Source organism: Paenarthrobacter sp. NPDC092416, from assembly GCF_044755025.1.
GTDB lineage: Bacteria > Actinomycetota > Actinomycetes > Actinomycetales > Micrococcaceae > Arthrobacter.
On the sequence record NZ_JBIVQG010000010.1, the window covers coordinates 41,515 to 67,252 of the forward strand.

Sequence of the window (25,738 nt, forward strand, 5' to 3'; positions counted from 1 at the left end):
ATACTACCGGGAGGGTGCGCGGCGGGCTTGTCACAGGGGCCGGGTCCTACGCCGTGAACGCCAGGTCCTCCACTCGCACCCGGAATTGCAGCGCCTCCCCACGCGCAATGCGCAGCGCCTCACCCACCGCGCTGGCCGCCATCCGCTCGAGTTCGTTGCCCAAAGATCCCGCAACATGCGGCGTCAGCAGGACGTTCGGATGCGAATAGAACCGGGACTCGGCAGGGAGCACCCACGGGGTGGTCACGTCCAGGACTGCATACAGGTCTCCCCGTTCGACCCGCGCCAGGAGTGCGTCCTGGTCCACCAGCTCACCGCGCGCGGTGTTGATGAAGGTGGCGCCGGGCTGGAGCCGCTCGATCAGCCCTTCGTGGACCATGTTGCGGGTCGATGGTAGCGACGGCGCGTGGAGGGACACTACATCGCTGCTCGCCACCAGCTCCTCCAGGGTGACACGTTCGACGCCGAGCACAGCCGCCTCATCAGCGGACAAGTACGGGTCCGAGACCACGACGTCGAGATCGTAGGGAGCGAGCAGCCGGATAACGTGCCTGCCGATTTTCGAGGCCCCGATAATGCCAACACGCTTACGGTAGTTGCCCATGTCCGGGAACAGCTGCTCTGCCAAGACGTCCGTGCGGGTGCTGTGCAGGGCGCGGGCGATCTGGAGGATCCGCTTATTGGCAAGGACGATCATGGCCACGGTGTATTCGGCCACGGGGATGGCGTTGGCGTCCGCGGCTGAGCTGATCTGGATGTCCCGTTCCCAGCAGGCATCTCCGATGTGGTGTTTCACGCTTCCGGCGGCGTGCAGGACGTGGCGCAGGCGGGGTGCTGCATCAAGGATGGCTTCGTCGATGAGTGGGCAGCCCCAGCCCGTGATGAGGATGTCCGCCTGTTCAAGGAGCGCACGGCCCTCGGGAGAGTGGAAGTCCTGGATGGGCTCGCGGCTGAGCAGGTTCAGCGCAGGTTCCAGCGGATCGAGGCTTCGGGCCGGGAACACTGCCCGCGCGGTGTGTGCCGGCATGGCCAGCGCGACGTTCAGTTTGGTGTGGCTCATTTGACGCTCCCTGCGGTCAGGCCGGACTTCCAGAACCGCTGAAGCATCACGAATGCGAGCAGCAACGGGATGATCGACAGGAGTGATCCGGTGATGACCATCGGCGTGAACTCAGGCTGTGGAACGGCATAGCCCTGCCAGATGGAGATGCCCACGCTGACGGGCAGCAACTGCTGGTCTTGAAGCATCACCAGCGGCAGCATGAAGTTGTTCCACACTCCGACGAACTGGAAGAGGGCGATGGTGATGTATCCCGGCATCATCATGGGCAAGCCCAGCGAGAAGAACGATCTGATGGGCCCGGCACCGTCAACACGGGCAGCCTCCAGGGTCTCGGCTGGAATGTAGGCTGCCGAGTACACGCGCGCCAAGTACACGCCAAACGGGTTGCAGAGCACCGGGACCAGGATGGCCCAGATGGTGTTGGTGATGCCGAAAACGGAGGCCAGCAGGTACATCGGCAGCACTGTTGCGGTATTGGGGATCAGGACACCCACCAGCACGATTCCGAAGAACGAATCCTTCCCACGGAACTGGAACTTGTCGAAGGCATAGCCGGCCATGACGGAAATGAGCCCGCCCAAGACTGCACCGAACGCGGCGTAGAACATGGAGTTCGCCATCCAACGGAGGAAGACCCCGCCGTCCTGGCCGAGCACAGTGCCGATGTTCTCAAACAGGGAAGGCTGTCCGAACGCATAGGCAGCCGTTCCGTAGAGATCGGCCGTGTTCTTGGTGGCGGCGAAAAACAGCCACACCACGGGAAGGACCATGTAGGCGCAGCCAAGAATCAGCAGTGCGTTCACGGTGAAGGTGCTGGCGAAGCCGCCACTGCGGGCATCACGACGCCGCTTGGGCGTAGGAGCAGGCAAGGCCCGGGGCCGGGACAACGTAGGGGTGCTCATGCTTTGTTCATCCTTGAGCTGAAGCGGGTGACGGCCCAGGACAGCACAGCCGCCATGAGCGCAATGATGATGGAGGCCGCCGCGGCCTGGTTGAGGTTGTGCCGGTTGAACGCAGCATCGTAGGCCCACATGTTCGGAACCCATGTGCTGGTCACCGACGCCGTGGCCTTGGAAATGATGGACGGCTCGGTGAATAGTTGGAGCGTGCCGATCACGGTGAACAGCATGATGACGCTGAGTGCGGGGAGGATCAGGGGCAGCTTGATGCTGATGGCTGCGCGGATTTCGCCGGCACCGTCCACGCGGGCGGCTTCCAGGATTTCCCGCGGAACAGCCTGCAGGGCAGTGAAGAGCACGATCACGTTGTAGCCCGTCCACTCCCACACGGCGATGTTGACGATGGATGGAAGGATCAGGTGGCTGTCCAGGAAGTTCAGCGAGATACCCCCGGATTCCAGGACCGAGACGATGGGGCTGACGCCCGGAGTGTAGAGATAGGCCCAGATCAAGGCGGCGATGACTCCGGGCACTGCGTGGGGCAGGAAGACCAGGAGCTGGAATAGCTTTCGGGCACGCGCGACGGCGGCATCCAGCAGGAGGGCGAACGCCAACGCACCACCCACCATGCAAGGGATGTAGAGCAGGCAGTACACGATGAGCCGGCCGATGCCGCCCACGAAGGACTCCGATTGCAGGACCTGCAGGTAATTCTCAAGACCCACGAACGAGGTCTTTGCCGCGCCGAAACCCAGCCCGGATTTCTGCTGGGCGAACAAGCTCAGCACGATCGAGTAGATGACGGGTGCCACCATCGCAAGGGTGAAGACTGCGAAGAAGGGGGTCAGGAACAGGGCAGCGGTCCGGCCGCCGGTTCCGGACATGGTGCGTACTTTGTGGGATTTCAGGGGGCTGGGATGTCTGGATGTCTGGTTTAGCATGGCTAATCTCCTCGCTGGCGGGGCGGCCCTCGTCCGGGCCACCCCGCCGTGCGGGCCTACTCCTTGACGGAGAGACCGTTCTGCTTGAGTCCGGCCACGGTTGCGGTCTGGGCAGTTTCAACGGCCTCCGGCACCTTGCCGCCCGTGGTCAACTTGCCATAGGCGTCCTTGAGGGCGGTGTTGGTGATGTCCCAGTTGGGGCCCCACTGCCAACCGGGGGTGATCGAGGAATAGGCCTTCTCGAAGACTGAGTAGATGTCGTTGCCGAAGTAGCTGGCATCGAAGGCCTTCTGTGCAACGGGAGTCAGGCCGGGGAACGCCAGGAAAGCGGAGCCGGTGTTGCCTCGGGCCTTGATGGCTTCCTCACTGGTAGCGAGGAATTCAATGAACTTGGCGGCTGCGGCCGGGTTCTTGCTGCTCTTGGTGATGTTGAAGCTGGACCCGCCGTAGAACGCGTCTGCAGGGGTGCCCCAGTTCGGCACCTCAGCCGCGATCCACTGCCCCTTCTGGCCGCTGGCTTCCGTGCGCTTCTGGATCCCGGTTGCGCTCCAGTTCGCACCAAGAACACCCACGACGGCGCCACTCGCCAGATCTGCGGACCATTCGTCGCTGAAGGACTGCTGGACCTTGACGATCTTCTGGTCGATCAGCTTCTGCCAGAACGTGGCCACCTTCTGCGTGGCGGCGTCGTTGACGCCCACCTTCCAGCTGTCGCCCTCGGTGCCGAACCACTTGGCACCAGCCTGCCAGGACAGGGCGGCAGTCAGCGCAGCTTCGTTGGGGTTGAAGCTGGCCAGGTGGGCTTCGGGCGCTACGGCCTTGAGCTTCCTTCCCGCCTCTTCGAACTCCTCCCAGGTCTTGGGTGTCCCGACGCCGGCCTTGTCCAGCATGTCTTTGCGGTACCACATGATCATCGGGGCGGCATCGTAGGGGAGGGCGTAGGTTTGGTCGCCGAACTGGACCAGGGCCTTGGTTTCGTCCGAGAGCTTGTCCACGGTTTCGGCCTTGTTGATCAGGCCATCGAGCGGCTGGAGTTGGCCGTTGCTGACGAATTGGGGGAGCTGCGGGTACTCGATGGTGGCCACGTCCGGGCCGTTGCCTGCCGTGATGGCGGTGGACAGCTTGGCGTAGCCGCCGCTGGCGCCGTTGGGTACGGTCTCGAAGTTGACCTTGATCTTGCCCTGGCTGGCGTTGAAGGCGGCTGCGACCTTGTCCATGCCGGCCATGGATGACCAGAAGGTGATGGTGCCGCTGGGGTCTTCGGTGGCAGTAGGCGTTGGCGTGGCGGCCGGGGTACTGCCACAGCCGGTGATGAGGGCGGTGCTGGCCATGAGGCTGACGGCTCCAAGCAGAAGCTGGCGACGCTTCATTCTGTTCTCCTTTGAAGTTCACGATGCGAAGTCGTGGTGTGCTCTGGGGCACCTTTGACTAGCTCTCATGAAATCCACAAAAGTGAACACGATCAACAAAGTGAACAGAAGTAAACAAGCTCAGGTCGGATTGCTACAGCTGCGTCGAGTCCCTGACCACCAGCGTGGGGGACAGGCTCACCCGTTGCAGCGCTGAATTGCTGCGCCGCGCACCGATCCGGTTCAGGCACATCACCAATGCCTGGTGGCCGACGTCGAACTTGGGCGGTGCCACGGCGGTAAGGGGAGTTGCCCCGAGAGCTGCTATTTCGTCGTCGTACGCAATGATCGCGAAGTCTTCGGGCACCCTGATCCGCCGCTCCTGGCACGCGCTGGCGAACTGCAACGCGTCCTCGTCGGTGTGAACAATCGCGGCTGTCACCCGGGATTCGGTGCACCAGTCCAGGATCCCGTCCACCACCAGGCGGTGAGCCTGTGGATCGTTCTGGGCGCGGGACATACTGCGGACCATGGCGTCGTTGTGCGACTGTCCGGCTCGCTGCATCGCCAAGTGGTAGCCATCGATGAGCTGTGACGCCGTGGGGCTGCTCTCGCGGAGGCACAGTGCGATCTTCCGGTGACCCAGGCCCAGGAGGTGGTTGACTGCGATCTCCGCGCCACGGACATGGTCGCTGCGCACGGATTCGAGTGGACCGTGGTCCAGTGCGTTGTCGATGGATCGCTCCACGACTACCACCGGCACCGCAGCTTCGGCGAGTAATTCAAGGGTCTCGGTTCCGGCCAAGGACGGCTCGCTGGGCGTCACCAGGATTCCGTCCACGCCATGCTCGTACAGGCGCCGGAGCTGGCGCCGCTCCTCGGCGCCCGAGTAGTTCGAAACGCCCAGCACCAAGCGGACGCCGGCCTCTTGGGCGGCCGCCTCGGCCCCGCGGATCACACCGGGGAAGTAGTACGACGCCGACGGCACGATCATGCCGATCGTCGCCAATGGCCGCCTCCCGCCGGGCCGCCACGACGCACCTTCCGGGGCGCCCCTTCCGGCCGGCGCGTTGCCCGATGCGCCCGTGTTGACTGCTGCGGGAACAGCACCGCCGTGAACCCGTTCGATGAGTCCCCGCTTTGCGAGCACCGCGAGATCGCGCCGGACAGTCATCCCCGATGTTCCGAGCTTGGCAGCGAATTCGGCCGCGTTGAGGGACCCGTGGAGGGCCAGTTCCCTCAGGATGAGCTGTTGACGATCCTCGGACAGCATGCAGGTCTCCGCCTATCAAGTTCACTTGTGTTCAGTTTGGTTCATTATGAACTACATCCATCGGACATCCGCACCTTCAAGATGAACTTGCCGGTGTTCAGTTCTGTTCATTACGCACTGTTTCGCCTCGCGACGCACTACGGTGGTGGACGACCCTTCCCCATCCCAGCCGCCAGGAGACCCATGGCCACCGGCTTCACCATGCCTGCCCCGGACTTCGAATTGAGCCCCATCACGGGGTGGACGCGGCAACACTGGGTGGCGTTCGCGGACCACCAGCTTCTCGCGGTGCGTCCGTATGTGTCCCCCCGGAAAGCGCTGATCGCGCTCAGCGGCCGCCCGTCGTCGTCGGGGGTTCTGTCGGACGGCATGGAGGGTTTTGCCCGAACGTTCATGCTCGCCGCATTCCGCGTGGCCGGTGAGAAGGGCGACGACCCGCACGGACACCTGGCGCTGTACCGTGCGGGGCTTCTTGAGGGAACCCGCCCCGGCAGCCCGGAGGCCTGGCTTCCCATCACCGACAGCTCCCAGCCGATAGTGGAGGCAGCTTCGGTGGTCCTCGCTTTGCAGTTGACCAAACCCTGGCTGTGGGACACGCTGTCCGGCGATGAGCAGGCACAGGTTGCCGACTGGCTGCAGGGTTCCTCGCGAAGCACCTGCGGCGACAACAACTGGGTGCTTTTCCAGGTCCTGATTGCCGAGTTCCTGGCTGGAGCCGGCTTTGAGTACAACGCGGGGCAGATCGACCACGGCCTGAGCCGCCTGGAGGACTGGTACGCCGGCGGTGGCTGGTACCGCGATGGCGATAACGGTGGCACCGGGGACTTCTTCGACTATTACTGCGGTTGGGCGCTGCATCTGTACCCGGTTCTGTGGTCAGAGTTCGCCCAGGGCCGTCACCCTCAAGCCCAAGCGAAAGCCGAAGTATTCAGGACACGGCTCGCCGCGTTCCTGGAAGACCATGTGCGGTTCTTCGCAGCAAACGGTGCCCCGGTCTTCCAAGGCCGCTCGCTGATCTATCGTTTTGCAGCGGTCGCGCCGCTCTTCCTGGGCGAGGCCATTTGCGCAACGCACCTCAACCCCGGCCAGACGCGGCGCATCGCCAGCGGCGCGGCCAAATACTTCCTTGACGGCGGCGCGTACGACGGCGGCGTGCCGACACTTGGGTGGTTCGGCGCTTTTGAACCGATGACCCAGGCATACTCCGGCCCTGCATCGCCATACTGGACGTCCAAAGCCTTCGTTGGACTGCTGCTGCCCGCAGATCACCCGGTGTGGACCGCGGTCGAAGAAGCGTCACCAGTGGAAACCGCCGACAGCGTCCGCCACGCTGAAGGTCCCAATTACCTGCTGCACTCCACAGCCGGCGACGGGATTGCCCGCGTGCTCAACCACGGCAGCGACAAATACTACGCACCAGGTCCGGACGATCCCCAATACAGCCGTCTCGCCTACTCCAGCCACACCACCCCGTTGTTCACCGAAGTTCCGGTGGACAACCACTTCGCCGTCCTCAACACCGCAGGAACGCCCAGCCGCCGCTCCAGAATTCACCGGCTGGTAGCAGGCCGCGGGCAAGCTGCCAGCTGGTACGGACCCGTGTGGAACGACTCCGAGGACCCTGCGGACTCGCCGTGGCGTGTGGCAACCGGAACCGCCGCGGCGGGCGGCTACGAACTGCGCGTCCACGTTGTTGATGCCCCGGGGGGAACCGGCTCTGCCGTGCGCGACGCAGGGTATGCGCTCGCGGGTCCTCATCCGGTGGAGGATCATGAAGGCGTACTCCGGGTGGACGGACTTCATACGGCGATCTGGCCGTTGCATGGGTATTCGGGCGGTGCAACCTTCCGGGCAGAAGGCGTCTCGCCCTTGGGTCGGCATGCGGCATGCGCGTATTTGGAAGGTGAGCTGACCGGGGAGCGGAGCTGTTTCGCCTCGCTGGTGTACCTCGGTGGTGAGGCGCCCGGTACGGTGACGTCCGGCGTCGAGCCTTCCGCCGCCGTCGAAATCCACGACGACGGCCACCGGGTCAGTGCGCGCGTTGCCTTGGCTTCCGGTGAGGTGCTGGAAGTGGGCTTCTCTTTCTGAACCGGGTCGCTCTGCGAAAGGCGCCGAGGCCCGAAAAACTTGCGCGAATCTTGAGGAATACCCTGCGTGTTTCTTGAGGGCGCCGTCCGATGGTTGAACCAGTTAGCCGATTGAAGCTGACGGGAACTTCCAGAAAGGACGACCGAAATGCCTGACCAGATCTCTGACCAGTCCTTCAACGCCGGCACTGCCTCCTTGACGTCCGACGCACTTGCGGGCGACGTAGTCCGCCGTGCGGCCGAGGCCCTGAGCCAGACGCGTTCCGTCGTCGCCGTTCGGGAACAGTTCAACCCCATGGCAGTTGGCCTCCGGAGCATTTGGCCGGCATCAGTCGCCGGCTTCTAAGCCGTTTCAACAACTGCGGGTGGGCGCATCAGCGGCTGCCCGCTTTTGACCTTAACTTGTGGTGATTCCAGTGGCACGATGGACAGCAGGCCGTCGATGACCAGGAGGCCAGCATTAAAGACGAAATGAAGAAGGCCGCAGGCGCGGTCGAGGACGTGTCCAACTCAAAGGCCCTGCAGATCGCTGCGCGTGCCGGATATGCAGTAAGCGGCGTCCTGCACGCGCTGATAGGCGTCATTGGGCTTCAGCTCGCATCGGGCCGGGGCGGAGAAGCAGACGTTAGTGGTGCCGTGGCCCAGCTGGCAGCGCAACCCACGGGTCCGCTGCTTTTGTGGGCCTGTTTCGGCGCGTGTGCCGCTCTTTCGTTGTGGCAAGTGGGGAACGCGATCCTCGGGTACCGGCTCGACTCGGACAACAAACTCACCAAGCGGTTGTCGGCAATCGGCCAGGCCGTGGTCTTCGCCGGCCTGGCGGCCACGATCCTCTCGTTCGTCCGGGGCAGCGGCCAGAGCAATCGGGAGTCCACGAGCGACTGGACACTGACGCTCCTGAAAGCGCCGTTCGGGCAGGCCCTGCTGCTGGCCATTGGTGCGGGCATCATGATCACCGGAATTGTCTTTGCCGTGCGGGGATTCATGCGGACGTTCGCCAAGGACCTCTCGCTCTCCTCGTCGAGGCCGGTTCGTCGCTTCCAAGTGGGCGTGGGTGTGGTGGGTTACATCGCCAAAGGCATCGCGCTGCTGCTCTTCGGCCTCCTCGTCGTCATCGCCACCATCCGCGTGCAACCCGAGCAGTCCACCGGCCTGGACGGGAGCTTGAAGGCCCTCAGGGAACAGCCCTATGGCCCGTATCTGCTTGCTGCGGTAGCCATTGGACTCATCGCGTACGGGCTGTTTCTCATGGTCAAGGCCAAGGCGCTTCGCACCTAGGCCGTTCGGCCAGCCGGACGGCGAGATCAGCGAATCCGACATCTGAGAAGAGGCAGGAACATGACGCAAGCCATTCCCCACCAGCCTGATCCGCAGCGGGGACACCGGCTGACCTCCGCGCCCAAAGATCCCAGAAGCGGGTATTACTCCGGGAAATTTCCCCAACAAGAGCAGGAGCAGCCCGGCCTGACCGGGCCGCTCCTGCCCCAGCCGGATCATGGGGAGGCCAGCTACGTCGGACACGGGAGACTGCGGGGGAAGACCGCGCTGATAACAGGGGGCGACTCCGGCATCGGTGCCGCCGTCGCGATTGCCTACGCTCGCGAAGGCGCCAACGTCGCGTTGAGCTACCTTCCGGAGGAAGAAGAAGACGCCCGTTCGACGGCGGAATGGATCCGTGAATGCGGGGCGCACGCACTCCTGCTTCCTGGGGATGCGAGGGACGAGGGCTTCGCCGGCGAGATTGTGGAACGGACCGTGCAGGAGTTCGGCAGCCTGAACGTTGTGGTCCTGAACGCGGCCTATCAAAGGAACCGCGAAGGACTTGAATCCATCCCCACAGAGGAATTCGACCGCGTCTTCAAGACCAATCTGTACTCACTCATGTGGACGGCGCGTGCCGCGATTCCGCACCTGCGACCCGGAGCATCGATCATCGTCACAGCTTCCATCCAGGCCTTCAACCCTTCGCCCCGGCTCATCGACTACGCCATGACCAAGGCCGCTCAAGTCGCCTTCACCAAAGCTCTCGCCCAGGAACTCGGCCCCCAAGGCATCCGGGTGAACGCTGTGGCCCCCGGACCGATCTGGACCCCGCTCATTCCTGCCACGGAATGGCCGGACAAGCTGCCGACTTTCGGACAGGACACACCTTTGGGCCGGGCGGGCCAGCCCGCCGAGCTGGCCCCGGCCTACGTGCTGCTCGCCTCGGACGAAGGCTCGTATATCTCAGGCGCTGTGCTGCCCGTGACCGGTGGCAAGGGCCTCTGAGGGTGGGACGCTGGTAGTTAGGCTCTTCCAAGCTGCTGCAGGAAGGCAAACGAAAACCCGGAAGGCTGACAGGACAGCCTTCCGGGTTCGCTGGATGTGCGGCTTGCCTTGTGCCTACGGTCGCACTGTGCCGGAAGCTTCGTCGTCGGGCTCCGAAGAGAACGGCCGATCGCTTGGTGTGTCCTCCGTGTTGCTTTCGTCGAGTTCGGCGTCAGCAGAAGGTACGGTGTTCCCGGCGTAGTCGCCTTCGGTGTAGTCCCCGCCGGCGTCGTCCTTGAGGGTCTCGGGCGAGGCTCCAGCGTCGCCGTAATCTCCTTCTACGTACTGACCGTCCAGTTCGTCTTCGTGGGCGCCCGACGCTTCAGGGTCACCCATGATGTGTCCTCCGGTTTGTCACCAGCCCATAGACCAGCAGCACGATGACAGAGCCGCCGATGGCCAGGAGCCACGTTCGGATTGCGAAGAACTGTGTTAGTCCCTCGCCGAAGATCAGGCCACCGATCCAGCCACCCAGCAGCGCGCCGACGACGCCCAGCAGAAGTGTGATGAACCAGCCGCCGCCTTGGCGTCCGGGAAGAATGAGCTTTGCGATTGCGCCGGCCAGAAGGCCGAGCAGAAGAAAACCGAAGAAACCCATGGTGCTCCTACTTTCTTAGTAACAGATGGCGCTGCCCCTGTAGGGGTTTTGACCGTCCGTTGATCCCGGCAAGGGTCGTACTGGATTGCCGGGCCAATAGTTGAGGAATGCTCGTACTACGTCGGCAACGCTAGCCGGTCCCGGAAGCTGTAGCAAGGGACCTTACTAGTTTGGTGGCCCCGGAAACCGGCTGTGCGTTGCAGCTTATTTCCGAACTACTTGTCGTCGAAAACGTCCTTGGCGGCGTCTTTTACCTTCTCGCCGGCCTGCTTGACGTTGGCTTTCGCCTGGTCCGCGGCACCTTCGGCCTGCAGATCCCTGTCGCCGGTCGCTTCGCCGGTCTTTTCCTTGATCTTGCCGCCTGCTTCTTCGGCAGCGTTCTTGATCTTGTCATCCAGTCCCATGGTTTTTCTCCTCGGGTTGTGATGCATTTTTACCAGCGGGCTTCTTCACCGGTAGGTCATTAAGCCTACCCACGCCTCCCGATTCGGCAAATGTTCACTAACTGTGGGCGCGTCGCCCATCGCGTGACAGAGCTTGTTTGTAAGGCTACTGTCGAATCACAACCTCGGAAAGGAGTGCATCACTGTGAAAGGGAAAGCATTGTTCGCCGTAGGCGTGGCGGTTGGCTACGTGTGGGGCTCGAAGTCCTGGCCTGAGGTATACCGGCGCATCCGCAACGGAGGCCAAAAGGTGTGGCATAACCCTAACGTTCAGGAAAATGTCCATCATGCCGCCGAGACTGTGGAAGAAACCGTCCCGGACATTCTGGACAACCTCTACGCTGCCGGAAAGAAGCTGATAGAGAAAGCCGAGACCATGTTTCCGGGCATCATCGAGCCGCGGCCGGCTCAACAGGGCACACGCGCTCAGCACGGCGCGACTGCTCAAGACGGGGCACCCCCTCGCCGGAATGACGTAGTGTCCGATCCCGCACTCGATGACCAGACAGGCAGCGACTGGACGGATGAAGGCGGCGCTGCCCCGGAAGGACCGGCCACCACCACGCCGCCCCGCGCCTAAACCCGGGCTTGCGCCCAGCCGCGCCCGGGTGAGTCCCGGCGTCGAGCGCTATTCGGCGGATTTGACCGCAGCCAGAATTGCTTCACCCAGTTCGGCCGGTTTGGTGAATTGCGGCCAGTGTCCCGTGGGCAGGTCGATGTAGTCCACCGTGCGGATCCTGGCCAGTTCTGCCGTGAACGGGTGCCCGGCGTCGATCCATTCGACCAGCAATGACGACGGGAACTGGCAGGCGATGATGGTGGCCGGGACTTCATAGCGGCGGACGTCGTGGAGGTGTTGCTGTTCGAAGGCGACTCCCTTCGGCTCCGGAATGGCCCGTGCCCGGAATGCTTCGCGCAGATCGTCAGTGAGGTCGATGAGGTCGGCGTCTTCGAAGCCCTCCCAAGGCGGCAGCGGGATGTCGTCGCCGTCGTCGGGCAGTTCATCGTTGATGACCCCGCCCTCGCCGAGCGGACCGCTGTCCACGTAGACGGCGCGGGCCACGCGGTCCGGGCGGGCGTCCACGACGCCATGGATCACCGCGCCGCCGCCAGAGTGACCCACCAGGATCACCTTGCCGTCAAGGGAATCGACTTTCTCCACAACGGCGTCGATGTGGGTGCGGAGACCGATGCCTGCTCGTGGAGCGTCAACCGACTCCAGGCCCGGCAGGGTGAGCGGGTGAACCGTGTGCCCGGCGGCCACGAGGGGAGGCGTCACCTCCTCCCACGATGAAGCGTCCAACCAGAAACCAGGTACGAGGATGATGTCCATGCCGGTACCCTACGGGACCCCACCGACAAGATGCACTCCCTTTTGCTGGATCATTCGGTCAGCGCTGCGCTCCACCCGCGCCAGGGCGTGGAATACGCCTGTGTGGCGCGGAATGATCCAGCAAACTATTCGCGGCCGGCCAAGCGATCCAGTGCTTTTGCAAGAAGTTTTGCCCGCGACTCCTGAGTTCTGGCCTTGAGGAGCTGCAGGATCACCAGGTATCTGTCCGTTTTGCCGAGGCGTTCGAAGGCTTCGCTGGCCGCGGGCTCCCCGGCCAGAGCTGCAGCAAGGTCCGCCGGGACTTCTGCGTTTGCCTGCGAAACGTACGCCGCTTCCCAGCGCCCATCAGCTTTGGCCGCGTCTATTTCCGCGAACCCGGCCGGTCGCATGCGTCCGGCCTCGATCAGTGCCTCGGCCTTGGCCACGTTCACTTGCGACCACGAACTCCGGGCCCGGCGACGAGAGTAGCGCTGCAGAAAAGTGTGCTCGTCATATCCTCTGCGCTGGCCGTCGATCCAACCGAAACAGAGCGCGCCGTCCAAAGCGTCCTGGATTTCAATGAGTCCGATGCCCGAGTTTTTCTTCCCGATCACAAGCCAGGCCTCGGTCTGTTCTTCGTGGTTGGCGGCGAGCCACGACACCCACTCTCCGCCATTCGAAAACCTCAGTAACTGCGGCTCTCTCGTCTTCTCCATGCCAACCCCTCCCGCTGGTGTCCACCCCAGTAATAGCAGTACGAGCCGTTTCGGGGCTCAAAACGGCCCTTGCTGCTACTTGATTGGGTTTGAAAAAGGGGTTGACGGGCGCTGGTTCAAAGGCCATAGTTATCGTATACGATTTCGTACTTGATAAGTGTTCGATCAGGAGGAGGCGCCGTGACACTGGAGTTCCGGACCCAGGAAGTCAGCCAGGACATGCTGGCCCGGACGCGCAAAGTCATTGCCGTCCACATCAACTACCCCAGCCGGGCTGCCCAGCGTGGCCGCACTCCCGAGCAGCCGTCGTACTTCCTGAAGCCGTCTTCGTCGCTGGCACTCGGCTCTGCGGATGCTCCCGGAACGGTTGAGCGTCCCGTTGGTTGCGAGCTGCTGGGTTACGAGGGCGAGGTCGCGTTGGTGATCGGCAAGTCGGCTCGTCGCGTTGGGCTCGAGGATGCATGGAGCCACGTCGAGTGGGTCACCGCTTCCAACGACCTCGGTGTCTACGACCTCCGTTACGCGGACAAAGGCTCCAATGTCCGGTCCAAGGGCGGCGACGGCTTCACTCCCGTCGGTCCCGCGCTGATCCCGGCCGACGCCGTTGACCCCGCCCAGCTGCGGATCCGCACGTGGCATAACGGCGAACTCGTCCAGGACGACACCACCGAGGACCTGCTCTTCCCCTTCGCGCGGCTCGTCGCCGACCTCTCCCAGCTGCTCACCCTCGAAGAGGGCGACATCATCCTCACGGGAACCCCGGCCGGCGCCTCGGTCGCCAAGCCGGGCGACGTCGTCGAGGTTGAGGTCAGTGGCGGTAGCTTCAGCAGCGGCCGTCTGGCCACCCAGGTAACGGAAGGCACGACGGCGTTCGCTGACTTTGGTGCCCAGCCCAAGACGGATGACACCCAGCGGGAAGAGGCGTACGGATCGCGGGAGGCAGCGGGCTTGGCCCCTGCCGCGCCTGATGCTTACACCGCGAGTGTGCTGCCTCCGGAGCTGAAGGCGAAGCTGGAAAGCGTCGCAACGGCCACCCTTTCATCCCAGCTCCGTAAGCGCGGACTGAACAACGTGAGCATCGACGGTTTGCAGGCCACCCGCCCGGACCGCAAAGTGGTGGGCCTGGCCCGGACCCTGCGCTACGTTCCCAACCGCGAGGATCTGTTCAAGACCCATGGCGGTGGGTTCAACGCCCAGAAACGCGCGATCGATTCCGTGAACGAGGGCGAAATCCTGGTCATGGAAGCCCGCGGGGAGAAGGGCACCGGGACGGTAGGTGACATCCTGGCGCTGCGGGCCCAGGTGCGCGGGGCTGCGGCGATCATTACCGACGGCGGCGTCCGCGACTACTCGGCCGTGGCAGAGCTCGAGATGCCAACGTACTTCGCGAACCCGCACCCGGCAGTACTGGGCCGCCGGCACATTCCGTGGGACACGGACATCACCATCGCGTGCGGCGGCGCTACGGTTCAACCGGGGGACATCATCGTCGCCGACTCGGACGGCATCCTGGTGATCCCACCGGCCATCGCCGAGGAACTCGTGGAGGACTGCATCCAGCAGGAAAAGGAAGAGTCGTTCATCTTCCAGATGGTCCAGGAGGGCAACAGTGTTGACGGCCTGTATCCGATGAACAAGGAATGGCAGGCTCGCTACGAGAACTGGGTCGCAGCTGAATGGCAGAGCCGGCAAGTCCCGGAAGGAGCCCAAGGTGACTGAAACCGCCGTCGGAACTACCGCCGTCGAAAGTGCCGCCACCCAAAGCAAGTCACAGCAGGCGTACGCCGCCGTCAAGGCGCGCATCGTGGAAGGCACGTACACGCCGGGCTACCGGCTGGTGCTCGCGAAGATTGCCGAGGACCTGGGCTTCAGCGTCGTGCCCGTGCGGGAAGCGATTCGCCGCCTGGAAGCCGAGGGGCTGGTGAAATTCGAGCGGAACGTGGGCGCCACGGTCTCGGGCATCGACCCCACCGAGTACTTGTACACGATGCAGACGTTGAGCATCGTGGAGGGTGCCGCCACCGCGTTGTCGGCTCCGCTGATCGATTCGGTCGCGATTGCCCGGGCCCGTGCCGTGAACGAGGAAATGCGCGAGTGCCTGGAGCATTTCGATCCCGTCCGTTTCACGGCGCTCAACCAGGATTTCCACAGCATCCTGTTTGAGCACTGTCCCAACCCGCACATTCTTGACCTGGTCCACCGGGGCTGGAACCGGCTGGCGTCGCTTCGTTCGTCGACTTTCCGTTTCGTTCCCGGCCGTGCCCAGGAATCGGTGCGCGAACACGAGGCACTGCTGCAGCTCATTGAGGGCGCTGCAGACGCCGACACCATCGAAAAAGCAGCCCGCCGGCACCGCTCAGCCACCCTGGACGCGTACCTGGCCACCACCAACTAAAAGCAACCCGGGGTCACTTACGGCCCATAAACGCACCGCACATGGGCCATAAGTGACCCCGCGTTGGATGAAAGAGGAAGACAACGATGACGACCCCTGTAGAAACAACAGCAAAGCATTTCGTACCCGAGAACCTGCCCACGCACATCCAGCACTTCATCAACGGTGAGTTCGTTGACTCCGTGTCCGGCAAGACCTTCGACGTCCTGGACCCGGTGTCCAACCAGAACTACGCCACTGCTTCGGCTGGCCAGAAGGAAGACATCGACCTCGCCGTTGCCGCCGCCCGCGAAGCGTTCGTCAATGGTCCGTGGCCGAGGATGAAGCCGCGCGAACGAGCCCGTGTGCTGAACAAGATTGCCGACGCCGTGGAAGCGCAGGAAGAGCGCCTCGCGGAGCTGGAGACCTTTGATACCGGCCTGCCGATCACGCAGGCGAAGGGCCAAGCGTTGCGCGCTGCCGAGAACTTCCGTTTCTTCGCTGACCTGATCGTGGCCCAGTTCGACGACGCCATGAAGGTCCCGGGCTCGCAGATCAACTACGTGAACCGTAAGCCGATCGGCGTCGCCGGCCTGATCACTCCGTGGAACACCCCGTTCATGCTCGAGTCCTGGAAGCTCGCCCCGGCCCTGGCCACCGGCAACACCGTGGTGCTCAAGCCGGCCGAGTTCACGCCTTTGTCCGCGTCTCTGTGGGCAACCATTTTCAAGGACGCTGGCCTGCCCGACGGCGTGTTCAACCTGGTCAACGGCCTGGGCGAAGAAGCCGGCGACGCCCTGGTGAAGCACCCGGACGTGCCGCTGATTTCCTTCACTGGCGAGACCACCACGGGCCAGACGATCTTCCGCAACGCCGCGGCAAACCTCAAGGGCTTGTCCATGGAGCTCGGTGGCAAGTCCCCGTGCGTCGTGTTCGCTGATGCGGACCTGGACGCCGCTGTTGATTCGGCACTGTTCGGAGTGTTTTCCCTCAACGGTGAGCGTTGCACGGCTGGCTCCCGCATCCTCGTCGAGCGGGCCATCTACGACGAATTCTGCGAAAAGTACGCCGCCCGGGCCAAGAACATCGTGGTGGGTGACCCGCACGATCCCAAGACCCAGGTCGGCGCGCTGGTCCACCCGGAGCACTACGAAAAGGTGGCATCGTACGTGGAGATCGGCAAGTCCGAAGGTCGGCTCCTGGCCGGCGGCGGCCGACCCGACCACCTGCCCGAAGGCAACTACATCGCACCCACGGTGTTTGCCGACGTCGCGCCTGACGCGCGGATCTTCCAGGAGGAAATCTTCGGTCCCGTCGTGGCCATCACACCCTTCGAGAACGACGACGAAGCCCTCGCCTTGGCGAACAACACCAAGTACGGCCTGGCGGCCTACATCTGGACCCAGAACCTGACGCGGGCCCACAACTTCTCCCAGAACGTGGAGGCCGGCATGGTGTGGCTCAACAGCCACAACGTCCGTGATCTGCGCACTCCGTTCGGCGGCGTCAAGGCCTCCGGACTGGGCCATGAAGGCGGCTACCGCTCCATCGATTTCTACACCGACCAGCAGGCTGTGCACATCACGCTCGGCTCCGTTCATACGCCCAAGTTCGGCGCCTAGTACCCAACTAGGTCGCAATAGTGCGCGTTTTGAACGCTCATAACGTGCACAACTGCGACTCAGTTGGGTCCCCACAAGAACACTTTCAACGAAGAGAGAATCCCATGAGCAACCCATTCACCGGTCCCATCCCCACGCCAACAGTCCCGGCTCCGGACATTGTCCGCTGCGCCTACCTCGAACTCGTGGTCACGGACCTGGCCAAGTCCCGCGCGTTCTACGTCGACCTGCTCGGCCTGCACGTCACCGAGGAAGACGAGAACACCATCTACCTGCGCTCCTTCGAGGAGTTCATCCACCACAACCTGGTCCTCCGCAAGGGCCCGGTCGCCGCAGCAGCCGCCTTCGCATATCGGGTAAAGTCCCCGGCCGAGGTTGACGCGGCTGAAGCGTACTACCGCGAACTCGGTTGCCGGGTGGAGCGCCGCAAGGAAGGTTTCACCAAGGGCGTGGGCGATTCCGTCCGCGTGGAGGACCCGCTGGGCTTCCCGTACGAGTTCTTCTACGACGTAGAGCACGTCGAACGCCTCACCCAGCGCTACGACCTCTACTCCGCCGGTGAACTGGTCCGCCTGGACCACTTCAACCAGGTGACCCCGGACGTCCCGCGCGGCCGGAAGTACTTGGAGGACCTGGGCTTCCGCGTCTCTGAGGACATCAAGGATTCCGACGGCGTCACGTACGCCGCGTGGATGCACCGGAAGCAGACCGTGCACGATACTGCGTTGACGGGCGGCAACGGCCCCCGCCTGCACCACATCGCGTTCTCCACGCACGAGAAGCACAACATCATCCAGATCTGCGACAAGATGGGTGCCCTGCGCATCTCCGACCGTATCGAACGTGGACCCGGTCGCCACGGAGTGTCCAACGCGTTCTACCTTTACATCCTGGACCCGGACGGCCACCGCGTGGAGATCTACACCCAGGACTACTACACCGGCGATCCGGACAACCCCACCGTCACCTGGGACGTCCACGACAACCAGCGCCGCGACTGGTGGGGCAACCCCGTGGTCCCGTCCTGGTACACCGAAGCCTCCTTGGTTCTGGATCTCGACGGCAACCCGCAGCCCGTCATCGAACGTACCGATGCCTCCGAAATGGCCGTCACAGTGGGCGCCGATGGCTTCTCCTACACCCGCCCGGAAGGTGCGTCGGGTACGCCGGCCGAAGGCTTCAAACTGGGAGCACAGGTCTAAGGGATGTTGGACGCGAAGACGATCGAAGCCATTGCCGACGAGCTCCTGGAGGCCGGCCGGAACCGCAAGCCGGTCCCGCGCCTCACTGCCCGCTACCCAGAGATGACGGTGGAGGATTCCTACGCCGTGCAGCAGTTGTGGATGCGGCGGAACGAGGAAGCCGGGCGCACGCTCGTGGGGCGGAAGATCGGCCTCACGTCCAAGGCCATGCAGGCCGCCACGGGCATCACGGAGCCGGACTACGGTGCCATTTTCGATGACATGGTCCTCGAAACGGGGTGCTCTGTGGAGTGGGACCAGTACACGCATCCCCGGGTTGAGGTGGAGTTGGCGTTCGTGCTGAAGTCCGGTCTAAAGGGTCCCGGCTGCACCATCTTCGACGTCCTCAACGCCACAGACTACGTGGTTCCGGCCCTCGAGATCCTGGACTCCAGGATCGAAATGGAGGGCCGGACCATCGTGGACACCATCTCGGACAACGCCGCGATGGGCGCCATGGTGGTGGGCGGCCGCCCGGTGCGGCCCGACGCCGTCGACCTTCGCTGGGTCTCCGCCATCCTGTACAAAAACCAGACGGTGGAAGAGACCGGAGTGGCTGCCGGAGTACTGGATCATCCGGCCAACGGCGTGCACTGGCTGGCCAATAAGATCGCTGCGCACGGGGATTCGATGAAAGCCGGAGATATCATCCTGGCAGGCTCGTTTACGCGCCCCTTGTGGGTGTACAAAGGTGATACCGTACACGCGGACTACGGACCGTTGGGAGTTGTGACATGTCACTTCAACTGAGCCCCACCTTCTATTCGGCCCTCACTGGGACAGGGCGGCCACTCGCCGGGATGTGGGTCTGCTCCGGCAGTCCGCTCGTGGCCGAGATCTGCGCCGGCTCAGGCCTGGACTGGCTGCTGATCGACGCCGAACACAGCCCCAACGGCCTCGAATCCATCTTGGCGCAGCTCCACGCCGTGAGCGGTTACCCGCTGCAGGTTATGGTCCGGCCGCCCGTCAACGACACCGTGGTCATCAAGCAATACCTGGACCTCGGCGTGCAGAACCTGCTGATTCCCATGGTTAATTCGGCGTTCGAGGCCGCCTCTGCCGTCGCTGCTGTGCGTTATCCGCCGCATGGTGTCCGCGGCGTCGGCTCGGCGTTGGCCCGGGCGTCGCGCTGGAACCGGGTCCCGGACTACCTGGCCGTGGCTTCCGAGTCCATCAGCCTCACGGTTCAGATCGAATCCGAGGCTGCGGCAGCAGCTGTGGAAGAGATCCTTGCCGTCGACGGCGTTGACGGCATCTTCCTGGGGCCCTCTGACCTCGCGGCCTCCATGGGCTTGCTGGGACAGCAGGAAAACCCTCTGGTGAGGGCCGTCGTCGAGCATTGCCTCGAAGCCGCCAAAGCGGCCGGCAAGCCCGCCGGCGTGAACGCCTTCAACGAAGCCACCGCCCGTGCCTATCTCGACGCCGGTGCCTCCTTTGTGCTGGTGGGCGCGGACGTTGCTGTGCTCGCCCGTGCCTCTGAGGCGTTTGCTTCGACGTTCATTCCCGTGTCGGAGACGGCGGAGCACGAAAGCTACTGAACCCAACCAGGGGGTAGATCATCTTCCGACTCCTGATGAGCGCTGTCCCTCAGTTGGGTTAGGCTTCGCCGGAGTCCTTGCGCGCCATGAACCACTCCGTGAATTCGCGGGCGCGGCCGTCCGCAGCGAAGCGGATCACCCAGAGGTTGTCGTACGTGGGCTCGCCGTTGAGGTAGGTTGTAAGCCCTTCAACGAACGCGGTGTCGCCGTCTTGCCCCAACAGTGTCCACTCGAAGGTCCAATCATGCGGCTGATCACCGGCCTCGTTCCATCCGTCAACGATTTCCTGGTGGCCGCGCCAAGGTGACTCGGCATGGGGCCGGGTGGAATAGACGGCGTCTTCGGTGAACAGTGCCCGTATGTCATCCGGCTCGTTCGACGTCCACGCGCGGACGTACTGGTCCATCCAAGAGTTCACGTCACTCATGCCTCCGTTCTACCCGCCCCAGCCCGCGGGTTCAACGGTGGGGCGCTTGCGTTCCTTCCCAGTTAGTGGGCCGGCACGGGGATTCCGAACTTCGGCGGAGGCCGGAGATTCGTGTGTTTCCGGGGTTCCGGCCGTGAAAGCCCTGAGTGCTGGGGGAATAACTGGGAAGGAACGTCGCGCTACGCCGGCCGGGCAATGCCCCGGGATGCCCGTCGGATATGGTCCGGAGTGAGCCCGGTCAACGAGGCGAGTTCGAGGTCGTCGCAGATTTGGGTGCGGAGAGCCATGACGATCAGGGCCTCGCGTCGTTCGGCGATCTGGTCACGATGTAGTCCAGCTGCTTTCAACTCGTCACTCTTGGCCTTCAGTCTGGCCACGTGCGCGTCCCGGGGGACTCCGCTCGCGTGGAGGTCGTCATAAGCCAAACCGATGGTCCTGACAGTCCGCAGGTTCTCGCCGGTGACTGCGGCAACTGTGGCCAGGGTCAGCCCGTCTTCCAAGGCTTGGGCGATCATGTCGTTCCGCGCGGCAGTCAGGGTCCTGATGGCGCTGGAAGCATGGGACAGGAGTTGGCGATGCGCTGCAAGGGCATGGGCGAGCTTGGCGCGCTCACCTTTGGCCGCGGCGTGCGGCGGGGCTTCTGAACGTGACGCCTTGGCCCGGTAGGTGTAGCGTCCGGCGGCCGGGCGATCTTCGGCTGAGCGGCCTTCGCCCGAGCGGCCTTGGCCCGAAACTGTCGAGACGGACCTGGCGTGGGCTGGCATGGCTTCCTCCGGACACTGTGAGTCTTCTGACTCCTTGAATTTAGGCATCGTTCAGCCGCCGGAGGAAATACCAATACCGCGTGAACCCATAAGAAAAGTGCATGGAAGAAGCCCGTATGGACGCGAAAACACTCCAACCGCGCACAAAGCCCCCATACAGGGGCGCCCGTCATAAGACCCCCTTATAGATCCACGCACATTAGGTCTTATCCACGGCCCGCGCGAATCCCTAGTCTCGAAAAAGGGGATACGCGAATCCGCGCGTCCTGAGTTCCACATTCCTGGAGGAGACATGTCCGACTACCTGCCGGCGTCGAGGGTCACCCGCATCAAGTCCTCAGCGAGCGTCGCCGCCGCCGCCCGCGTCCGCGAACTGAAAGCTGAAGGCATCCCGATCATCGACCTGACCGTCGGCGAGCCGGACTTCGACACCCCGGATCACATCAAGGCTGCCGCTATCGAAGCGATCAACAATGGCGAGACCAAGTACACCTCGGTGACCGGTACGCCCGAGCTGCAGACGGCGATCCTCCGCAAGATCGAGAACCACACCGGGCACCACTATGAGCCCAATCAGCTGACCATCGGCGGCGGCGCCAAGCAGGTTCTCTATGTTGCCCTGATGGCTTCGCTTAATGAGGGCGACGAAGTGATCGTTCCCGCGCCGTACTGGGTGTCCTACCCGGATATGGTGCTCGCCAACGACGGCACTCCGGTGATCGTCGCGTGCGGCGAAGACGCTGGCTTTAAGCTCACCCCGGCCGCCTTGGAAGAAGCCATCACCCCCAAGACCAAATGGCTCATCCTCAACGCGCCCTCCAACCCCACCGGCGCCGTGTACACCCGCGAGGAACTCCAGGCTCTTGGCGGAGTTCTGGAACGGCATCCGCAGGTCTTCATCCTCACTGATGAGATCTACGACGAAATCCACTTCGGCGATGGCCGCGTCACCAGCCTGGTCACCGCCGCGCCGGCGCTCAAGGACCGCATCCTGCTGGTCAATGGTGTCTCCAAGGCGTATGCCATGACTGGCTGGCGACTCGGCTACGGCGTGGGTCCGGCGCCCTTGATCGCGGCAATGAACAAGCTGCAATCGCAGACGTCATCGTGCCCCTCATCCATCAGCCAGGCTGCCGCAGTAGCGGCACTGAATGGCGACCAGTCCTTTGTCCGCGACAGTGTGGAGGTTTACCGCAAGCGCCGGGACGCCGCCGTCGAGGGCTTGAATGCCATCAACGGACTGTCCGTCGCTCCGGCGGACGGCGCCTTCTACGCATATGTGAACTGCAGCGGCGTCATCGGCAAGACCGCACCCGACGGCAAAGTCATTGAGAACGACCAAGACTTCACGCTCTACCTGCTGGACGCGGCCCGCGTGGCCGTCATCCAGGGCTCGGCCTACGGCCTTGGCCCTTACTTCCGCATCTCCTTCGCCACCTCGCTGGAGACCATCAACGACGGCGTGGACTCGATCCGCGCTGCCGTTAACGCCCTGTCCCAGGCCCCACAGAAAGATCCCTCAAATGATCCACGTTAAGACCAAGTTCGAGCGCCCTGATGCCGACGTCGTCAGCCGCCTGGCTGCCTTTTCCTCAGCGACCATCCATGAAGCACAGGGTCGTCGCGGCGCCCTGAGCTCCAAAATCAAGCCGATCGACCGCTCCATGTCCTTCTGCGGGCCAGCCGTTACTGTCGCTTGTGCCCCGCAGGACAACCTCATGCTCCAGGTGGCCATCCACTACGCCCAGGCAGGCGACGTCGTCCTGGTGGGGGCGCAGGAAATGACCGAGGCCGGCACGTTCGGCGACGTCCTGGGCAACGCCATGAAGGCCAAGGGCATCGCCGCGATGGTCACCGATTCCGGCGTGCGCGACACCCAGGACCTGATCGAACTCGGCCTGCCTGTGTTCTCCGGCAGCGTCAGTATCAAGGGCACGGTCAAGGAAACCCTCGGCCCGATCAACCACCCCATCGTCTTCGGCGACGAAATCATCTACCCGGGTGACATCCTCCGCGGTGACGCCGACGGCGTGGTGGTTGTCCGCAGGGAAGAAGCTGAGGAAGTCATCGCACTGTCCCAGGCCCGCGACGACCACGAGCGCGAACTCATCAAGCTGTACCACGACGGCGGCAACACCATCGAGCTCTGCGGCCTGACGGAGAAGCTCAAGGAGAAGGGCCTCCTGGTCGAAGACTAACCGTCCGCAAAGGGCCGGTCGCGCGTTGTGAAGGGCGTTGCGGCCGGCCCTTTGGTGTGCACTCTTTGGGCACGGAAAAGGCGCCTTGTCGGTGACAGGGCGCCTTGGCGTGCTGCAGCTTTGGTGAAAGTACGACGGCGGATGGCCGGGTTCCGGGGTAGATCCGGCGTCGAACCGGCGGGGAGCCAGTCGGCTCAGGTTCGGGAGGGCTTAGTCGAGTCCGGAGTGTCCCGGACGGGTATCGACGAGGTGCCATTCGATGCTGTTTCCTGCGTGCGCCGGCATCAGGCTTCCTTCAAAGACGAAGAGCGGTTCGCCGATCCCTCCCAGGGGCCGCCAAAAACCATTCCGTGGGCAGTGAAATCCTGTTCGTGCGCTGATCGTTCCGCGGGTTGGATTCGAAACCCATCCGGCTGTGCTGATCTTCTTCACCGTTATTTCCTTTGAACAGGCCCGCGGAATCCGTGAGCTGCTTTCGAATTACTTGATAATTCGATCCTAGGAAATTAAAACGTTCTTGAATAAGACCAAAGCTGTCTGTCCGGATAAGGGTTTGTTATGGATGAGCCGGTAGCTGGACGGGGTCTGTTCCGTACTTGGATATCAGCTGCTGGTGCAGCATCTCCTTGACCACCAGCAGCACAGCAGAGGCAGCCTCGGAGAGTGGCTCGTGGTCAGGTGTGCACAGGGCAATTTTGCTCTGCAGGCCGGGTTCCACGATCCGCAGCACCTTGAAGTTCTGGTCCGGGAAGAGGGCGTCCGCGGCTGACTTCGGGAGCACTGTCCCACCGAGGTTGGCGCGGATGAGCCGGATCAGGGAAGGGACTGACTCCACTTCCCCCACCAAACGGAGCGGCAAGTCCAGGTCTGCCAGTCCCTTCTCGATGAGCTGGCGCAGGGTGTGGTTCTTCTCCGGAAGGAAGAGTCCCACCGTGCTCGCTTCCGCGAGCGTGATGGTGTCCTTGCCGTGGTTGATGTCCACGTCCGGGTGGACCACCAGGTGAAGGTCTTCCACGATCATGGTGGTGAACTGAACCCCTCGGATCTTCCCGGGCTCGTAAATGAGAGCCATGTCGAGGCGGCCGTTCTTGATGGCTTCGCTCAACACGCCGCCGAAAATCTCTGTCAGGTGGACCACGATATCCGGGTAACGCCGGCCGACCTCGCTGATGATCTGGGGCGTCAGGCTGGAGGCCATACTGTAGGGCGCAATCGCGATGGAGACCCTGCCCGACGGTGCTGCGCCTGAGGTGGCGACGTCCTGCCTGGCCTGCTCAACCAAGCGCAGAATCGACTGTGCGTGGCGGTACAAGGTGTGCCCTGCTGCCGTGGGCTCGACACCCTGCTTGCTGCGGATCAGCAGGCGCTGCTTGAGGTCGTTCTCCAGTGCCGATACCTGCTGGCTCAGGGCGGGCTGGGCCACGTGGAGCGCGGCGGCTGCCTTGGTGATGCTGCCGGAGTCAACGATCTGCACGAAGTATGAGAGCTTGCGCGTATCCATGGGTCTGCCTTCCTGGAGGGCCACGTCCCCGGGTGGCATGCCATGGAGAAATTCTATCCGGCAGCGCTGGGACCCATGCCACAGTACAGGGTGGTGCAGGTCATAACGGAGACCTATCACGGGATAGTGATTAGGTCTTTGTGCAACGTGGTTGACCAGTGCGAGACTTTTGGAAAGAACTTCAGGCGACGCTTTGGATTCCAACAGCGTCAGCCATTTCACGGGAATTCACATAATGCCCTTAGAGGCTACTGCGCAATTCCCAAACCCAAAGGCAGAACCACGGAAAGAGAACCACGTGAACCCGACAATTGATCTTGTAGCGGATCTTGGAGAGGGATTTGGCGCCTACACCATTGGCGACGATTCCGAACTCCTGGAGATCGTAACAAGTGCCAATATCGCATGCGGGTTCCATGCCGGTGACCCGGACATCATGGCTGCCACCGTTGCTGAATGCGTTCGCCGCGGAGTAGGCATCGGAGCGCATCCGAGCTTCCCTGACCTTCGTGGGTTCGGTCGCCGGGACATGGGCCTTTCTGCCAGCGAGGTTCAAAACGATGTCCTGTACCAGCTCGGTGCCCTCAACGGGTTCGCTGCCTTCCACGGCACCAAGGTGACGCACATCGCTCCGCATGGCAGGCTGGGCAATCTCGTGGCAGTCCGCGCCGACTATGCCCAGGCTGTTGCCGAGGCGGCATCAAGCGTGGACAACGAGCTGATTGTGGTCGCCCAGGAAGGCGAACTGGCCGCAGCGGCCCGCAACGCAAACCTGGACGTTGCGATCGTCGGCATCGTCGACCGGGCGTACCAGGAAGACGGCACGCTGGTTCCGCGCAGCCAGCCCGGTGCTGTGTTGCACGATCCCGCAGAGATCGTGGACCGCACGCTGCGCATGGTGGTTGACGGCAAGATCCGCTGCGCGAACGGCGTGGACATGGATATCGACGTCGATACTGTCCTCCTCCATGGGGACAACCCCGGCGCCGTTGACCTGGCCCGCCGGATCAGGTCCGGGCTCATCTCCGCCGGCGTCCGCATCGCCCCTCTTACCGAGGTCATGGATGCCAAAAGGAAGGCGGCCTGAC

The 25,738-nt window shown here is 63.3% G+C and carries 28 protein-coding genes; 14 read left to right on the forward strand and 14 right to left on the reverse strand.

The features are described 5' to 3' along the window. Positions 1-46: 46 nt before the first annotated feature. The 5 genes from ACIQC5_RS17415 to ACIQC5_RS17435 all read right to left on the reverse strand — a co-directional run bounded on the left by ACIQC5_RS17415 (position 47) and on the right by ACIQC5_RS17435 (position 5,525). Positions 47-1,060, reverse strand: coding sequence for a hydroxyacid dehydrogenase (locus ACIQC5_RS17415; RefSeq protein ID WP_400285084.1), 1,014 nt, complete (start codon positions 1,058-1,060; stop codon positions 47-49). After that, complete coding sequence (locus ACIQC5_RS17420) at positions 1,057-1,965, reverse strand: carbohydrate ABC transporter permease (protein WP_400285087.1); 909 nt, start codon at positions 1,963-1,965, stop codon at positions 1,057-1,059. Before ACIQC5_RS17420 ends, ACIQC5_RS17415 begins: the two co-directional genes overlap by 4 nt. Beyond that, positions 1,962-2,846 (reverse strand): carbohydrate ABC transporter permease, encoded by an 885-nt coding sequence (locus tag ACIQC5_RS17425; protein ID WP_400285090.1) that lies wholly within the window; start codon positions 2,844-2,846, stop codon positions 1,962-1,964. The genes ACIQC5_RS17420 and ACIQC5_RS17425 overlap by 4 nt, the downstream gene beginning before the upstream one ends. A 113-nt stretch (positions 2,847-2,959) precedes the next feature. Then, a complete protein-coding gene (locus ACIQC5_RS17430; protein WP_400285093.1) occupies positions 2,960-4,273 on the reverse strand; it encodes an ABC transporter substrate-binding protein in 1,314 nt (437 codons plus the stop codon). A gap of 133 nt (positions 4,274-4,406) precedes the next feature. Continuing rightward, positions 4,407-5,525 (reverse strand): substrate-binding domain-containing protein, encoded by a 1,119-nt coding sequence (locus ACIQC5_RS17435; protein WP_400285095.1) that lies wholly within the window; start codon positions 5,523-5,525, stop codon positions 4,407-4,409. A gap of 183 nt (positions 5,526-5,708) precedes the next feature. Between ACIQC5_RS17435 and ACIQC5_RS17440 the strand changes: the two genes are divergently transcribed. From ACIQC5_RS17440 to ACIQC5_RS17455, 4 genes are all read left to right on the forward strand, one after another. After that, the gene (locus tag ACIQC5_RS17440; protein ID WP_400285098.1) at positions 5,709-7,613 is read left to right on the forward strand and encodes a DUF2264 domain-containing protein; all 1,905 of its coding nucleotides are present in this window, start codon (positions 5,709-5,711) and stop codon (positions 7,611-7,613) included. Positions 7,614-7,760: 147 nt separating this feature from the next. Next, positions 7,761-7,958 (forward strand): hypothetical protein, encoded by a 198-nt coding sequence (locus tag ACIQC5_RS17445; RefSeq protein WP_400285101.1) that lies wholly within the window; start codon positions 7,761-7,763, stop codon positions 7,956-7,958. Between the two features lie 125 nt (positions 7,959-8,083). Further along, entirely contained in the window at positions 8,084-8,887 is an 804-nt protein-coding gene (locus tag ACIQC5_RS17450; protein ID WP_400285103.1) for a DUF1206 domain-containing protein, read from the forward strand. Between the two features lie 60 nt (positions 8,888-8,947). Beyond that, on the forward strand, positions 8,948-9,877 hold the full coding sequence (locus tag ACIQC5_RS17455; protein WP_400285106.1) for an SDR family oxidoreductase: 930 nt from the start codon (positions 8,948-8,950) through the stop codon (positions 9,875-9,877). A gap of 114 nt (positions 9,878-9,991) precedes the next feature. On the opposite strand, the gene ACIQC5_RS17460 is transcribed toward ACIQC5_RS17455, so the two are convergent. From ACIQC5_RS17460 to ACIQC5_RS17470, 3 genes are all read right to left on the reverse strand, one after another. Beyond that, positions 9,992-10,252 (reverse strand): hypothetical protein, encoded by a 261-nt coding sequence (locus tag ACIQC5_RS17460; protein ID WP_400285109.1) that lies wholly within the window; start codon positions 10,250-10,252, stop codon positions 9,992-9,994. Beyond that, positions 10,245-10,514, reverse strand: a complete 270-nt coding sequence (locus ACIQC5_RS17465; RefSeq protein WP_400285112.1) for a GlsB/YeaQ/YmgE family stress response membrane protein — start codon at positions 10,512-10,514, stop codon at positions 10,245-10,247. Before ACIQC5_RS17465 ends, ACIQC5_RS17460 begins: the two co-directional genes overlap by 8 nt. A 215-nt stretch (positions 10,515-10,729) precedes the next feature. Then, positions 10,730-10,918 (reverse strand): CsbD family protein, encoded by a 189-nt coding sequence (locus tag ACIQC5_RS17470; RefSeq protein ID WP_400285114.1) that lies wholly within the window; start codon positions 10,916-10,918, stop codon positions 10,730-10,732. A 184-nt stretch (positions 10,919-11,102) separates the two neighbouring features. Between ACIQC5_RS17470 and ACIQC5_RS17475 the strand changes: the two genes are divergently transcribed. Then, positions 11,103-11,537 (forward strand): hypothetical protein, encoded by a 435-nt coding sequence (locus ACIQC5_RS17475; RefSeq protein WP_400285117.1) that lies wholly within the window; start codon positions 11,103-11,105, stop codon positions 11,535-11,537. Positions 11,538-11,585: 48 nt separating this feature from the next. Here the strand turns inward: ACIQC5_RS17475 and ACIQC5_RS17480 are convergent, their stop codons facing one another. Both ACIQC5_RS17480 and ACIQC5_RS17485 read right to left on the reverse strand, forming a co-directional pair. Further along, positions 11,586-12,290: an alpha/beta fold hydrolase gene (locus ACIQC5_RS17480; protein WP_400285119.1), complete on the reverse strand. Its 705-nt coding sequence runs from the start codon at positions 12,288-12,290 to the stop codon at positions 11,586-11,588. Positions 12,291-12,415: 125 nt separating this feature from the next. Continuing rightward, the gene (locus tag ACIQC5_RS17485) at positions 12,416-12,985 is read right to left on the reverse strand and encodes a YdeI family protein (protein WP_400285121.1); all 570 of its coding nucleotides are present in this window, start codon (positions 12,983-12,985) and stop codon (positions 12,416-12,418) included. Positions 12,986-13,204: 219 nt separating this feature from the next. Here ACIQC5_RS17485 and ACIQC5_RS17490 point away from each other — a divergent pair, with 219 nt between their 5' ends. The 6 genes from ACIQC5_RS17490 (at position 13,205) to ACIQC5_RS17515 (ending at position 19,760) form a co-directional block, all read left to right on the forward strand. Further along, on the forward strand, positions 13,205-14,704 hold the full coding sequence (locus tag ACIQC5_RS17490; RefSeq protein ID WP_400285425.1) for a fumarylacetoacetate hydrolase family protein: 1,500 nt from the start codon (positions 13,205-13,207) through the stop codon (positions 14,702-14,704). After that, the gene (locus ACIQC5_RS17495; protein ID WP_400285123.1) at positions 14,697-15,380 is read left to right on the forward strand and encodes a GntR family transcriptional regulator; all 684 of its coding nucleotides are present in this window, start codon (positions 14,697-14,699) and stop codon (positions 15,378-15,380) included. The genes ACIQC5_RS17490 and ACIQC5_RS17495 overlap by 8 nt, the downstream gene beginning before the upstream one ends. 86 nt (positions 15,381-15,466) lie before the next feature. Then, complete coding sequence (hpaE, locus tag ACIQC5_RS17500) at positions 15,467-16,981, forward strand: 5-carboxymethyl-2-hydroxymuconate semialdehyde dehydrogenase (protein ID WP_400285126.1); 1,515 nt, start codon at positions 15,467-15,469, stop codon at positions 16,979-16,981. A 104-nt stretch (positions 16,982-17,085) separates the two neighbouring features. Beyond that, positions 17,086-18,183 carry a 3,4-dihydroxyphenylacetate 2,3-dioxygenase gene (gene hpaD, locus ACIQC5_RS17505; protein WP_400285129.1) on the forward strand — a complete coding sequence of 366 codons (1,098 nt, stop codon included), beginning with the start codon at positions 17,086-17,088 and terminating at the stop codon, positions 18,181-18,183. Positions 18,184-18,186: 3 nt separating this feature from the next. After that, a complete protein-coding gene (gene hpaH / locus ACIQC5_RS17510; protein ID WP_400285132.1) occupies positions 18,187-18,972 on the forward strand; it encodes a 2-oxo-hept-4-ene-1,7-dioate hydratase in 786 nt (261 codons plus the stop codon). Further along, complete coding sequence (locus tag ACIQC5_RS17515) at positions 18,957-19,760, forward strand: aldolase/citrate lyase family protein (RefSeq protein ID WP_400285134.1); 804 nt, start codon at positions 18,957-18,959, stop codon at positions 19,758-19,760. The genes hpaH and ACIQC5_RS17515 overlap by 16 nt, the downstream gene beginning before the upstream one ends. A 58-nt stretch (positions 19,761-19,818) precedes the next feature. On the opposite strand, the gene ACIQC5_RS17520 is transcribed toward ACIQC5_RS17515, so the two are convergent. Both ACIQC5_RS17520 and ACIQC5_RS17525 read right to left on the reverse strand, forming a co-directional pair. Beyond that, positions 19,819-20,187: a nuclear transport factor 2 family protein gene (locus ACIQC5_RS17520; RefSeq protein WP_400285136.1), complete on the reverse strand. Its 369-nt coding sequence runs from the start codon at positions 20,185-20,187 to the stop codon at positions 19,819-19,821. 179 nt (positions 20,188-20,366) lie between these two features. Further along, positions 20,367-20,951: a hypothetical protein gene (locus ACIQC5_RS17525; protein ID WP_400285139.1), complete on the reverse strand. Its 585-nt coding sequence runs from the start codon at positions 20,949-20,951 to the stop codon at positions 20,367-20,369. Between the two features lie 292 nt (positions 20,952-21,243). Between ACIQC5_RS17525 and ACIQC5_RS17530 the strand changes: the two genes are divergently transcribed. Together ACIQC5_RS17530 and ACIQC5_RS17535 are read left to right on the forward strand one after the other, a co-directional pair. Next, entirely contained in the window at positions 21,244-22,488 is a 1,245-nt protein-coding gene (locus ACIQC5_RS17530) for an aspartate transaminase (RefSeq protein WP_400285142.1), read from the forward strand. Continuing rightward, positions 22,475-23,149, forward strand: coding sequence for a 4-carboxy-4-hydroxy-2-oxoadipate aldolase/oxaloacetate decarboxylase (locus ACIQC5_RS17535; RefSeq protein WP_400285145.1), 675 nt, complete (start codon positions 22,475-22,477; stop codon positions 23,147-23,149). Before ACIQC5_RS17530 ends, ACIQC5_RS17535 begins: the two co-directional genes overlap by 14 nt. A gap of 210 nt (positions 23,150-23,359) precedes the next feature. On the opposite strand, the gene ACIQC5_RS17540 is transcribed toward ACIQC5_RS17535, so the two are convergent. Both ACIQC5_RS17540 and ACIQC5_RS17545 read right to left on the reverse strand, forming a co-directional pair. Continuing rightward, on the reverse strand, positions 23,360-23,581 hold the full coding sequence (locus ACIQC5_RS17540; RefSeq protein ID WP_400285148.1) for a hypothetical protein: 222 nt from the start codon (positions 23,579-23,581) through the stop codon (positions 23,360-23,362). Between the two features lie 124 nt (positions 23,582-23,705). After that, positions 23,706-24,650 (reverse strand): LysR substrate-binding domain-containing protein, encoded by a 945-nt coding sequence (locus ACIQC5_RS17545; protein ID WP_400285151.1) that lies wholly within the window; start codon positions 24,648-24,650, stop codon positions 23,706-23,708. 298 nt (positions 24,651-24,948) lie between these two features. On the opposite strand from ACIQC5_RS17545, the gene ACIQC5_RS17550 reads away from it, so the two are divergent. Further along, complete coding sequence (locus ACIQC5_RS17550) at positions 24,949-25,737, forward strand: LamB/YcsF family protein (protein WP_400285153.1); 789 nt, start codon at positions 24,949-24,951, stop codon at positions 25,735-25,737. Position 25,738: the final 1 nt, after the last annotated feature.